The following is a 12,334-nucleotide window of genomic DNA, read 5'->3' as shown; positions in this document are numbered from 1 at the left end:
ATGAAAAAATGGATTGCTTTCCTTCTTCTCGCCATCTTATGCGTTATTAATTATGTGCAAAACGATACGCTAGATCAAGACCCTTATCTCATCACAGATTACAGTCGACTTCACCCTGTAAAAGTAACAAGTGTAGTTAAAGGTCATGAGGAGGAGCAGCTACGCAGCATCTTGCAGGAAGCAAAGGAGAAGGATATGACGGTCTCTATTGCAGGGCAGAGGCATAGCCAAGGCGGTCATACGTACTACAAAGACAGTATAGTCATTGATATGACATCATTCAATCGTGTACTTGCTTTCCAGCCAAAGCAAAAGCGGATTCGAATCCAAGCCGGGGCTACCTGGAAGGACGTACAAGATTACGTGAACCCGTATGGGTTGGCGGTGAAGACAATGCAGTCGCAAAACATTTTTACACTTGGCGGTTCCCTTAGTGTCAATGCACATGGCAGGGATATCCGAAACGGATCGCTGATTAAAAGTGTAGAAGCATTCCGCCTGCTTCTTGCGGATGGCCGTATCATTAATGTGAATCGAAATGAGAACGCGGAGTTATTTGATCTTGTTATCGGCGGTTATGGTCTTTTCGGGGTTATTCTAGACGTAACGCTTTCGTTGACTGAAAACGAAATGTATAAGCTACGATTCGATACAATGGATGTTGAATCGTACAGTCAATATTTTGAAGAGCAAGTGAAGGCTGACCCTGATATTCGTCTGCATATCGCGCGGATTTCTGTTGCGCCTGACCATTTTCTTAAGGAGATGTATGCAATCAATTACTTGGAAGACCATTCAACACCTCTGGAAGGCAATGATCGTCTGAAGGTAAGGGAAGATGGCGTGGTTATTTCCAAATTGATGTTCAACTTAAATCGGACGTTCAATTGGGGGAAGAATCTGTTATGGAAGCTTCAAAAGCCTATATTTGCCAAACAGGATGGCACATTGATAACGCGGAATAACGCTATGCGGTCAGAATCTCTGTTCATGGAGAATAGGCAGGCAGGAAGCAATGATATTTTGCAGGAATATTTTATCCCGGTCAAAGAATTTGCTGGTTTTGTCCATGACTTGAGCGCTGTACTGCAGACAGAGAAGTTAAACATTCTAAACATTACAGTGCGCTACGTAAACCATGATGAGGAAGCAGTACTTTCTTATGCGACAGACGATATGTTCGCTCTTGTTTGTCTCTTCCATGTTCCTTTGTCAAAGGAAGGGCAGGGGCAAGTGCAGTCAGGGATACAGAACGTGCTTGACCATGTAATTAAGCATAAGGGATCCTATTATTTACCGTATATCGCTTACCCTAGGCTTGATCAATTTCAAACGGCGTACCCAAGGTATGAGGCGTTTTTTCGTAAAAAAGAGCAGTACGACCCGAATCATGTATTCATGAATTACTTTTATTCGGATTACAAAGGAGAGTAACCAATCATGGATACGAAATGGCTCATACGTTCACAAAGCGTCGTGACGTTGGCAGCGGGTATGATTTATCCGTATTATCTGTTGTTTCTTAAAAATCTCGGAAACAGTTATTCGAAATACGGGCTTGCTTTTGCTGTATTCACCATTAGTTCTGCTGCTGTGTCGCAATGGGTGGGCTCGAAGCTGGATCGTCATGGGTTACGCCTGATGACATGGAGTTCGCTTGGCATGATGGCTGCAATGTTGATCTTTCCTTGGGTAGTTAGCTATTTATTGGTGTTGGTTTTACAGCTTCTGATGGGAGTTAGCAATGCGATGCAAAAGATGAGTGAGCGTTTGCTCCTTGCTGATCTAACCAACAAAGGCGAGCGTGGACCAGTGATAGGGAACTTCCATTTCTGGACTTCCATAACCGCTGGCTTCGCAGTGATTCTGGGGGGTTATGTCATTGATTGGTTAACAATCGATGCGCTTTTTTACTTTAGCGCAATACTATACGCAAGTAGCTCCTGGGTGACTTGGCGAGCAGGGAAAAGGGGGATTTAGCATTTAGGAAAATCATATGTCTTTTGCCCTGCGCCACAACCAATTCCACACCTTGACGTAATTAAATAACCTAACTAAACTTAATTACAAATAGTAAGCAATTAAAGGGGGCTTTTCCATGTCATCGACTCTGCCTAAGGATATGAAGCTTGGCATCATCAAATTGTTTGTCTCCGATTTAGAGCGTTCCATTCGCTTTTATCAAGAGATTGTTGGCTTTCGCCTAGGCAAGTCAACGTCCACTTCAGCTGAATTGACGATTGACGGCAATGAACCCCTTGTTTTACTGGAAGAAATGCCTGATGCACAGGTCACACCACGCAGATCTTCTGCTGGGCTTTATCATTTTGCAATATTGCTGCCGACGCGCAAGGATCTAGGCATGAGTTTAAAGAATTTGATTCAATCCTGTATCCATATTGGTCAAGCGGATCATTTAGTAAGCGAAGCTTTGTATATCACTGATCCGGATCATAACGGCATTGAAATTTATTGTGATCGGCCTAGAAGCACATGGCGGCGCGATGCCGAAGGAAACTATATCATGGCCGCAGATCCGATTGACTGGGACGGCTTGATGTATGAAGCGGAAGGCACCGTTTGGGACGGTTTACCCATTGGAACAGTGATGGGGCATATTCATTTCCATGTTAAAAATTTGCAGAAGTCTAAGGAATTCTACTGTGATATCCTCGGCTTCGATATAGCGGCTGATGCACGCTTGGCGATGAAAGCACTATTCGTATCCGCTGGCGGATATCATCATCACATTGGTTTGAATGTTTGGGCAGGTGAAGAGGCGCCATTACGCTCTGCCAACGGAACAGGGCTCGATTATTACACCCTAGTGTTCTCTAATGAGCAGTCACGTAATGAAGCTGCCCAGCGCTTGAGGCTGGCGAACGTGTTAGTTACTGAGATCGGTGATGTTTACATGGTTAAAGATCCGTCTGGTATTCAACTGAAATTGAATTACGAACAATAGGCAAAATCCATGAGAAGCAGATGTTGGGGGAATCCAGTCTGCTTCTTTTGTGTCTTCAAGCCTAGTCTAAAGTACCTCTGCCGAGAAATTAGTTCCAGATTGTCCCTTGCGCTTCGGACGAACCATGCATACTTTAGCATATAAAGAAGGCATGTACAGAGGAGGAGTCTTTCATGCGTTTAGTTGCTAGTAAATGGTCGAAGTTCGCTGTTCTGCTGCAGCATTCCGGCGTCGCCAAGCATATTCCAGCTATGCGTCGCTACAGCGCAGAGAACCTTGCAGCAATGCTTCGTCAATTTCAATTTGTTGTGGCCAAACCGATTGTCGGTTCCGGCGGGTGCCGTGTGATGAAAATTCAAAAAGCAGGCAGCAGCTTCATGCTTCATAACGCAGGAACGAAAAAAATGTATAACTGGCAGGAGCTTCTGCAAGCTATTAACCGTATTCGCCAGAACCGCCCTTTGATGATTCAACAGGGCATACATTTAGCAACTATCGATGGCAGGCCCGTGGATTACCGGGTCAAGCTAGCAAAAGTTGGACGTTCCTGGGAGATTCGGGCAGTTGTTGGCCGATTAGCACGTCCAGGACTCTTCGTCACGAACCTGTGTCAAGGCGGTACGCAGCTGAAAGGCAGGCATGCCGTGCGTCGAACGTTCCCAGCTTCGCTGGTCAAGTCCAAAATCGACACCATGGTTGGCGTTTCCCGGACATGCACCATGCTGCTAGAGGCCAAATATCCTGGGCTTGGCATGCTAGGGTACGATTTTGGCATCGATAAAAGGGGAACCGTTTGGATATTTGAAGTGAATACAAAACCTCACTAATATTGGCATGATACCTGCAGCCCACACTTCTAATTCCTGAGCGCATACCTATATGGTAGGTGTATGACTACTTACAAGGTCGCAGGAGGCACACATTCATGTATAAAATAATATGCCACTGGAGCCGTTTGGATTGGCACTTTCCCCATGCTGTGATGCAGGAAGAATTCGAAACGAACCAAAGCTGGAAAAAGGCGATGCCCGCCGGCGTGAAAGTGGATCATCAGGGGCAATATTATGTTTCCGTTCCGCGTATGTCTCAGGGTATTCCTGCTACGATGAATCTCATCGTTGTCAAGGACGGAAAGCCGCTGCTAGAAGCCTTTCCGAGTTGGGATTGGAATAAAGTTGGAGACGTGAATGTCCTGCAATCTGTCCTTGGCTATGAAATTGATGAAAATAATTGCATGTGGCTGCTGGACCAAGGGAAAATAGCTTACGAGCCTTCGCCAGAAGGGTCTCAGAAGCTTGTGATTTGGGATTTGAACAGGAATACGTTGATTGACGCTATCGTCATTCCGGATGAGATCGCTCCCTATCGGACTTCATTCCTTAATGATCTAGTTGTTGATAATAAAAATGGTTATGTGTATATTACAGATTCTGGTTGCGGCCATCCAGACCATCCGCTTCGCGGCGGCATTATTGTGTATAACATGAAAACCAAAACATTCCGGCGTGTGCTCGATCGGCAGTTCAGTACGCAGGATTTCCCTGACTTTCATTTTCAAATTGACTATAAGCCTGTGTTTAAGAATCAGCCCCTGCGGATCGGAGCCGACGGCATCGCGTTGTCAGCGGATCGTTCTACGCTATATTATTGCCAAGTAACGGGCCGCAATTTGTACGCGATTCATACGGGGCTATTGCGAAACGAGCAAATACCGCTAGAACAAATTAATGCCTCCGTGCAGGTCCTTGGGAGCAAAGGGACAACGACCGACGGGATGCACGCGGATAATCGGGGCAATTTGTTTTACACGATGTTGGAGGGAAAAGGGATTGGATTTTTCGATGCAAGGGATCGCAGCTTCCACAAATTCGTCTCCGACGACCGGATGCTGTGGGTAGACGGGGTTGCTTTTGATCAGAAGGGGTCCATCATTTTTAACAACAACCGGCTTCACGAAATGTTTGGGGGCTATGACATCGATTGGAACAATCCGTACAATTTAATTATCTGGAAAGCTTACGTTGGAAAAGATGTGAAATCCTATTTATATGGGTAGCTTACTAAATGACTTGCCAAATAGAACTGTCAATTAGGTAGATGAACTACTTAAAGGACAGTTTTATTTGTTTTTATTTGTTTTTATTCGTTTTAGTTCAGCAACGATGACAAAGGATACGATTACAAGCAAAAACCAAGCAACAATTTTGGACGGATGAACAAAATGCCACAAGTGATCTTGATTGGGATAGCGCCACGCACCGAAATAAGTTGCGATATTTTCTGCGATCCAAATGAAAAAACCGATGCACAAAAACGATAAAGGAAGTGGCATGGCATAATCAAACTCGGAAAGCTTAAAGTTAATTTTTACGCGATAGAAGAGTATGCAAAGCAATGCAATGAGCCAGTATCTCACATCGTAAATGAAATGATGTGTAAAAAAATTGAGATAAATGCAAGCACCGAAAGGAATAGTTATCCATTTTGGCGGGTAAGCGTGCAAGGAAAGCGATAATCTACGCCAGGATTGACAGATGAAGCTTGCTACGCTTGCGTACATAAAGCCGCTGTATAGAGGGACGCCCCCGAATTTGCTAAACCCATCCTCTGGATAGCTCCATGATCCCATATGTACTTTGAATAATTCTAGCGCAATGCCAATGACATGAAAGACGCAGATCACTTTCAATTCATCTTTGGTTTCAAGCTTGCTGAGGTACATAAAAACTTGCAGTAGGAGGCAGCCTGCCAGAATAAAATCATACCGGGGAACGCCAGGTATCGTGATTAATTTGCTTAACGCAAGTGTTACGAAAATGCCCACTGGGAATAGACATGACAATGCTTCATGGTAAGTAAAGAGGCTTAATTGTTTAATAAATAGTCTCATGCCATGTCATCCTTTCGAGTATGTTCACTGTTAGTATATCGGCAACTATCCTACAAATTGACTCGAAAATTATATGCTTTGTTCAAAGCATTATTTTCCATTTTCAGCAAACGTTAAGTTAGCTTTCAACTTTTTTTCAGCCCTTGCTCAGTAAGGTTTCAGCCTAGCTCTATAGACTCCTACTTGTGAGATGTATATGACGAAGACAATCGCGGTCTTGGTACATGGGAGAGGGGAATACAACAATGAACTTGAGTCGGAAGAAAAAGTGGATCATTGTCGTCGTGGCTGCGATGTTGTGCGGTGCTGGGACTTATTACTACATACACAGCAACTCGAAGCCTGTAGCAGCCGCTGCAGGGCAGCAATCGGCAATGAAGGTGACCAAAGGAGCCATATCTTCATCCATATCGGGAACCTCTCAGCTGGATGCAAAAGATAAACAAAATATCGTCATACCGGTAGACGCAATTATCAAGACAATGAATTTGACGCAAAATCAAGCGGTGAAGAAGGGAGACGTGCTTGTCGAGCTGTCCGTTCCTTCCACCGAAACGAATCTGAAAGAAGCCCAGGTAAGTCAGCAACAGCTGGAAAAGGAGCTGACTGAGCTGCAAAACGAGCAAAACCATATGAGCTTGTCTGCCCCGATGAGTGGCAAGCTCACATTAGCTGCCAATTTGGATGTAGGCAGTCAAGTGAATAAAACGACGAAGATTGGTACGATTTCGGATACATCACAGTTTAAGGTCAAGCTCTCTTTCCCGCTGCAAGAAGCCGTTCAATTGCAAAAAGGCGATAACGTTGAGCTGACGGTTGACGGGTATTTGCTATCTAAGGTCGGAACAGTATCTACCGTTTCTCATGAAATGAAAGCTGATACGAACGGCAATAAGATTGTTGATGTGGAGGTTCTGGTCACGAATGACGGGACGTTATCCTCGGGCTTGAAAGTGAAAGGCGCTATCAAAAGCGGCGATGGCATAATTGAATCTACCGAACTTGCTGCGTTAGATTACGTGCGCACAGCCCCCATATTTTCTGAAGCTAGCGGCACGGTCAAAAGCCTGAAGTTCAAAGATGGGGAAACTGTGAAGCAGGGGGATCTCATCGCGACCTTATTTAACGATGATCTCCAGCAAAACATCATTAGCAAACAAGCCGCCATCGACAGCCAGAAAATTAAAGTGTACGATGCGCAGCAAAAGGTTAATCAATTGACGATCACAGCGCCATTTGACGGCGTGTTCTCGGCGGACTTTGCGAATAGCAAAAGCAATGTACTTCGCAATTATCCAGTAGGCGCGCAAATCACGGCGAATACCGCGCTAGGTGCGGTAGCGAGCTTAAGCACCATGCAGTTAGCCATCGCTGTTGACGAGTTGGATTTAACGAGTGTGAAGGTAGGGCAGAAAGCTGTCGTGAAAGTGGATGCGATCTCGGGCAAATCTTTTGAAGGTGAAGTGACATCGGTGTCTAATGTCGGAACAACGACAAACGGAGTAACGACATATGATGCGGTTGTCACTATTCCGAATCCAGAGAGTGTACTGAAATATGCCATGACGGCAACTGCTGAAATTTTCATTCAAGATAAAAAGGATATTCTCGTAGTTCCGATTCAGGCCATTACGACGACGAAAGGCAAGTCTACCGTTTCTTTGAAGAAAGCCGACGGAACCGTCGAAGAACAGCATGAGATTAAAACCGGTATTCGCAGTAAAACACAGGTTGAGATTGTGAGCGGACTGGAAGAGGGCGATGAAGTTGTTATGCCGGCACGCCGAGCTGCAACGACATCGAACCCGGCGAACATGCAAGGCGGATTTCCCGGCGGAGAAGGCGGGCCAGCTGCTGGATTCCAAAGAGGTGGCGAAGGTGGGGGCGGTGGCGGCTTCCAAGGTCAAGGCGGAGGAGGAGCGCGCCAGTGATGAGCAGCTTCGAGGAAAGGAGCCAGTCGTATGAATATCATTGAATTAACGGGAGTCACCAAGAGCTATGCGCGCGGAGATGAAGAGCTGCAAATTCTAAAAGGGATTACCCTGCACATTGCAAAAGGTGACTTCGTTGCCATTATCGGTCCCAGCGGATCGGGGAAATCCACGCTCATGAATACAATCGGACTGCTGGATATACCGACTTCAGGCACATACTCGCTCGATGGCGTTGCTACGGTCAAGATGTCCGATAACGGCTTAGCCGAGCTCAGGAACAGAAAAATTGGTTTTATTTTCCAACAATTTAACCTACTGCCCCGACTATCCGCCATCGAAAATGTGGAATTGCCAATGATTTATGCAGGTATTTCTGCCAAACAACGCCGAGAGCAAGCCCAGCGTATGCTGGAGAAGCTAGGCATGGGCCAGCGTGGACACCACAAGCCAAGTGAGCTTTCTGGCGGACAGCAGCAAAGGGTGGCGATTGCCAGAGCGCTAGCTATTTCACCATCGTTAATATTGGCCGACGAACCAACCGGAGCTCTGGACTCCAAAACGGGGATTGAAGTGCTGGAGCTAATTCAGGAGCTCAACCAGCAGGGCAACACGATCGTGCTGATTACGCATGACAGTCATATTGCCGATCATGCCAAGCGTGTGGTGACGCTTCGAGACGGCGAAATCATCAAGGATGTTCGCAATCAGCCGATGCCGATTTCGGTGGAGCGGGCGGTGATGATATGAGGCCTTGGGAGCTTTTTCAAATGGCGATGGCCACGGTTCGCTCCAATCCGCTCAGAACAGTTTTGACCATGCTCGGCGTTATTATTGGGGTTAGCTCCGTTATTACGTTGGTTTCCATCGGGCAAGGCACCTCCAAGTCGATTGAGAAGCAGTATGAAGGACTGGGTACGAACCTGCTGACGGTTAATTTGCTTGGCAATGGCCGGGCAACCCAGCTGAAGTATGAGGAAATCATGGAGCTCGAAGGCACAGCGGGAATTAGCGGGATTGCGCCGACGATGACCAGAGGCAGCACGAGTATCAAATATGACCGCACGACAGAATCGTATAACGTGATAGGTACGAACGACCGTTATTTGAGCATGCAAAAGGGAGAAATGGGCAGCGGGCGTTTCCTCGCTGAAGCAGATTTGGACTATCGCAATCACGTAGCGGTTATAGGAACCGAGGTTGCGACGAAATTTTTTGGCAAAGATGATCCTTTGAATGAGGAGATTAACGTCAACGGCTACATGTATACGATTATCGGTGTTTTGAAAAGCAAAGGTTCCAACACGAGCGGAACCTCGCTAGACAGTTCTGTTATTGTGCCGCTGCCGACAATGAGCAGAGATTTTAAACTAGGTTCCATTCGCTCAACCTATGTAGAAGCAGCAAGCGGGGACGACGTCAGCAAGGTGCAGGCTGCTCTTGAGAGATATTTAACGAGCAAATTCAAGAGTACGTCGGGTTATACCATTTTCAATTCATCCGAATTGATCAGCGCCAAACAAACAGCGTCCAGCACACTTACGAATCAGTTAGTCGCTGTAGCAGCGATATCCCTTCTGGTTGGCGGTATTGGGATTATGAATATCATGCTCGTAACCGTTAGTGAACGAACCCGAGAGATTGGGATTCGCAAATCGATTGGGGCCAAACGGCGGAATATTCTCCTGCAGTTTCTGGTGGAAGCTACGTTAATCAGCGGGATGGGCGGTTTCATTGGCCTCGTTGTTGGGGTAGCGTTATCGCTCGCTTGGCCCTATATCAATCCAAGTCAGGCTACCAGCCTTTCAATCAACGTAGGCCTTTACGCATTCTTATTCTCTGCCTTAGTCGGTGTCATTTTCGGATTATACCCAGCCAATAAAGCTTCCAAATTAAAGCCAATCGATGCTCTTCGTTACGATTAATTAGGGATTGCTGAATGATTTCTTGACTACAAAAAAGCTACGGGAGGTAACATCATGATTCGCAAATTAATAACACTTTCAGTGAAACATACGACCTTAGCCTTGTTATTGACTGGCAGCCTAGCCGCTGCCTCATTACCCTCAGGGATGGTTCAAGCTGCAGGGGAAGCCGTTTATATTTCTTCTGCTTCTTATTTTACATTAAGCCAAGCTGCTCTCTCGTCGTCATCGCTGCAGTTCGCTGTTTCCTTACATAACGGGGACCCAAATGCGATCGACTTCAATCAATATGGCGTACGCGTCACAGATACGGCTGGACATAGTTTTACAGCTAAATTGAGTGAAAAGAAGAGCGCTAGCGTTCTTCCTGGGCAGGAAGCGAGCTTCCGTTTCTACGCCAATTTGGCCGAAGGCGAATCCGCAGATCAACTGAAGATCGACGTCTTCCGTTGGGATGCAGGCCAGGCAGATTTCATGAAACATCTGGGCCAGCTTCCAGTAAGTTCTGTGCTTGGCGAGGGTCAAGTTACCGTGCCGGAAGAGATTATTAATCTCCGGACACTCGACAGCACTTTAGCAAATGATGCCTCAATTGCTTTCCAATTAGGGCAAAGCGTACGCGTTTCTGAGAATGGGAAATGGTATCTGTATACGCAGGTATCCGCGAAAAACCTTGGTTCCAGCAGCGTTAAGCTGCCTACAGGGCTTCAGCTCAGATTGGTAGATTCTAGCGGCTTGAAATACGCCTCTACCCTTGCAAACGGATCAGGCACAACTTTCCTTCCTAGCGAATCAGATACTTTAACGTTAAAAACACCTATCTCCAAGCAAATGGCGATGTCAGGTGCATCGTTGGAGTTTTATTACTTGAATCAAAGCGAAGATGTGACGCTCGGGAATATGAGCCTTAATGCTTCACTCCAAACAACGGCTCTAGATACGAAGCAGGTGTACAGCGGGCAGCAAGACGGGGAGCAAATGACAGTCAAAGCGAGCACGGCTCAGTACTCGATCCAAGCAGACGGCGTGCATGTGCAAACCGTCGTTACGCTAAGTAATGACGGGGAAGCGTCAGCAGCCGTACCTTCTTTCATTGCGACTTACCAAGTTGGCGATTCTGGCACCTCGTTGTCAGCTGCAGATAATACGGCTCGTCCTGCATTTTTGGCAGCTAAAGAAACGACGACTTATTACTTTAATGCGATTTTGCCGTCTGGCACGGATCCGGATGCGGCTCAGCTTGTCCTCTGGGAGAAGACAGCGAGCACAACAAGCACAGGCAGTGGAGGTAGCTCAGGTAGTGCCAGCAGCAGTGCTAGCGGTGGTACAGCGTTAACTACGGCTGGAACGAATGAGGCAGCTGGAACAGCAACAGCTTCTGCGAGTGGCGGATCTACAGGGCAGATGCCTGTAACGGTGTTCCTGCTTAAAGGCGCAAGCGAAGCCAAGAACGGTTTTACGACAGCTGCAAGCTACTCGCTTGGCGATAAGCTGGCTTTTAATAATAACGCTAGTGTCAATAAAAATGTGGATGTTTCGCTCGTCGAACTGCATGCTCACGAAAACGATGATCTCGGCTACAAAACCGCCATCGCCAAATACAAAATCACAAATAACGGCTCAAGCACGATTGCCTTGCCTGAGTTTCAAAATGAGCTGCTGGATAGCAGCGGCAATTCGTACACGGGCACACGCCAAAGCTCTGTCACCACGCAACTCACGCCTGGCAGCTCATATGTTGTTAGCTATTCCTATCTGCTTCCGAATCGCAAAACAGCGGACGATGAAGCTTTTGCGCTGAATATCTTCGATGATAAGTCAGTGTCTGAAGGCAAAGTGTCACTCGGAACGTATCAGGTTGCTCTGCAGAAAGAGGATGACAGCGACATGATTAATCTCTATCCGTTCACGATGAAAGTGAACAATGATTCGATTAGTTGGCTTTATAGCAACGGATCTTATTCTTATCAATTAAGTCTGGATCTTGATATCACGCACGAGGATCAAGTTATCATCGACTCGAACTTCTCGACAATTGAATTCGACATGGTGGATTCGCTTGGCCGCATCGTGGGCACTCAAACGTCCACACTTGTTGGAACTGGCAAACTGACGAGTGGCGAGCAAAAAGTTATTGTCACCGGACTTAAAAACGAACAAGTAGACTCGGGTGTCGTCGTCAACATGTATGAAGTCATTAATACCCCTAACGGGACAGCTAAGCGCCTGATTAAGCAGTTCCATTAATATTTGCAGTAACTTAAGTTCCCACAGTAAAGCCATAGCAGGATTCTCGCTAGGTTTATCGGAATTTGTTACTGGTGGGTTAGGTAGAAGTTGGCTGTATGATGAATTGTTAGACGGGAGGGTGTGGGTTTCGTAAAGTAACCAACGCCAAAGCCTGACGGAGTTTGACCCGTCAGGCTTCTTTATTGCCTCGCAGCTGCAATAACAGGAAAAACTACCGCTAAACTTCGCCGAGCCGGTCCGGGAAACGAAATTACAGGAGAAATGCAGCTAGAATAAAGAGTGGACACCTCAATAAGAGAATTCGATAATGAATATATCAGGAGGTGTTCCCATGGGTGAACAACGGAAACGTTATAATGAAGAATTCAAAAAG

Annotated in this window: 10 protein-coding genes; 9 read left to right on the top strand and 1 reads right to left on the bottom strand. The window is 46.4% G+C overall.

The window, feature by feature from the left end; genetic code table 11:
• From AC58UW_RS10655 to AC58UW_RS10635, 5 genes are all read left to right on the top strand, one after another.
• Window positions 1–1,434 carry an FAD-binding protein gene (locus AC58UW_RS10655; protein WP_497420650.1) on the top strand — a complete coding sequence of 478 codons (1,434 nt, stop codon included), beginning with the start codon at window positions 1–3 and terminating at the stop codon, window positions 1,432–1,434.
• A gap of 6 nt (window positions 1,435–1,440) precedes the next feature.
• A complete protein-coding gene (locus tag AC58UW_RS10650) occupies window positions 1,441–1,980 on the top strand; it encodes an MFS transporter (protein WP_497420649.1) in 540 nt (179 codons plus the stop codon).
• A gap of 118 nt (window positions 1,981–2,098) precedes the next feature.
• Entirely contained in the window at window positions 2,099–2,965 is an 867-nt protein-coding gene (locus AC58UW_RS10645; protein ID WP_497420648.1) for a VOC family protein, read from the top strand.
• A 173-nt stretch (window positions 2,966–3,138) separates the two neighbouring features.
• A complete protein-coding gene (locus AC58UW_RS10640; protein ID WP_497420647.1) occupies window positions 3,139–3,792 on the top strand; it encodes a YheC/YheD family protein in 654 nt (217 codons plus the stop codon).
• 98 nt (window positions 3,793–3,890) lie between these two features.
• Window positions 3,891–5,021: an L-dopachrome tautomerase-related protein gene (locus AC58UW_RS10635; RefSeq protein WP_497420646.1), complete on the top strand. Its 1,131-nt coding sequence runs from the start codon at window positions 3,891–3,893 to the stop codon at window positions 5,019–5,021.
• Window positions 5,022–5,084: 63 nt separating this feature from the next.
• Here AC58UW_RS10635 and AC58UW_RS10630 read toward each other — a convergent pair whose 3' ends face one another.
• Window positions 5,085–5,855, bottom strand: a complete 771-nt coding sequence (locus AC58UW_RS10630; RefSeq protein ID WP_497420645.1) for a DUF817 domain-containing protein — start codon at window positions 5,853–5,855, stop codon at window positions 5,085–5,087.
• A gap of 245 nt (window positions 5,856–6,100) precedes the next feature.
• On the opposite strand from AC58UW_RS10630, the gene AC58UW_RS10625 reads away from it, so the two are divergent.
• From AC58UW_RS10625 to AC58UW_RS10610, 4 genes are read left to right on the top strand one after another with little or no spacing between them, the layout of a single operon-like run.
• The gene (locus AC58UW_RS10625; protein WP_497420644.1) at window positions 6,101–7,786 is read left to right on the top strand and encodes an efflux RND transporter periplasmic adaptor subunit; all 1,686 of its coding nucleotides are present in this window, start codon (window positions 6,101–6,103) and stop codon (window positions 7,784–7,786) included.
• A gap of 30 nt (window positions 7,787–7,816) precedes the next feature.
• The gene (locus AC58UW_RS10620) at window positions 7,817–8,536 is read left to right on the top strand and encodes an ABC transporter ATP-binding protein (protein ID WP_497420643.1); all 720 of its coding nucleotides are present in this window, start codon (window positions 7,817–7,819) and stop codon (window positions 8,534–8,536) included.
• A gap of 20 nt (window positions 8,537–8,556) precedes the next feature.
• A complete protein-coding gene (locus AC58UW_RS10615; RefSeq protein WP_497420642.1) occupies window positions 8,557–9,711 on the top strand; it encodes an ABC transporter permease in 1,155 nt (384 codons plus the stop codon).
• 54 nt (window positions 9,712–9,765) lie between these two features.
• Window positions 9,766–11,958: a hypothetical protein gene (locus AC58UW_RS10610; protein WP_497420641.1), complete on the top strand. Its 2,193-nt coding sequence runs from the start codon at window positions 9,766–9,768 to the stop codon at window positions 11,956–11,958.
• The last annotated feature ends 376 nt before the right edge of the window (window positions 11,959–12,334 follow it).

This window comes from Paenibacillus sp. J22R160 (genome assembly GCF_059692135.1).
This window is presented reverse-complemented; position numbering and strand designations above follow the sequence as displayed.

What these genes read in the sequence shown, in the direction of transcription:
- AC58UW_RS10655 (WP_497420650.1), top strand. Translation starts at nt 1, where the DNA reads ATGAAAAAATGGATTGCTTTCCTTCTTCTCGCCATCTTATGCGTTATT.
- AC58UW_RS10650 (WP_497420649.1), top strand. Translation starts at nt 1,441, where the DNA reads ATGGATACGAAATGGCTCATACGTTCACAAAGCGTCGTGACGTTGGCA.
- AC58UW_RS10645 (WP_497420648.1), top strand. Translation starts at nt 2,099, where the DNA reads ATGTCATCGACTCTGCCTAAGGATATGAAGCTTGGCATCATCAAATTG.
- AC58UW_RS10640 (WP_497420647.1), top strand. Translation starts at nt 3,139, where the DNA reads ATGCGTTTAGTTGCTAGTAAATGGTCGAAGTTCGCTGTTCTGCTGCAG.
- AC58UW_RS10635 (WP_497420646.1), top strand. Translation starts at nt 3,891, where the DNA reads ATGTATAAAATAATATGCCACTGGAGCCGTTTGGATTGGCACTTTCCC.
- AC58UW_RS10630 (WP_497420645.1), bottom strand. Translation starts at nt 5,855, where the DNA reads ATGAGACTATTTATTAAACAATTAAGCCTCTTTACTTACCATGAAGCA.
- AC58UW_RS10625 (WP_497420644.1), top strand. Translation starts at nt 6,101, where the DNA reads ATGAACTTGAGTCGGAAGAAAAAGTGGATCATTGTCGTCGTGGCTGCG.
- AC58UW_RS10620 (WP_497420643.1), top strand. Translation starts at nt 7,817, where the DNA reads ATGAATATCATTGAATTAACGGGAGTCACCAAGAGCTATGCGCGCGGA.
- AC58UW_RS10615 (WP_497420642.1), top strand. Translation starts at nt 8,557, where the DNA reads ATGGCGATGGCCACGGTTCGCTCCAATCCGCTCAGAACAGTTTTGACC.
- AC58UW_RS10610 (WP_497420641.1), top strand. Translation starts at nt 9,766, where the DNA reads ATGATTCGCAAATTAATAACACTTTCAGTGAAACATACGACCTTAGCC.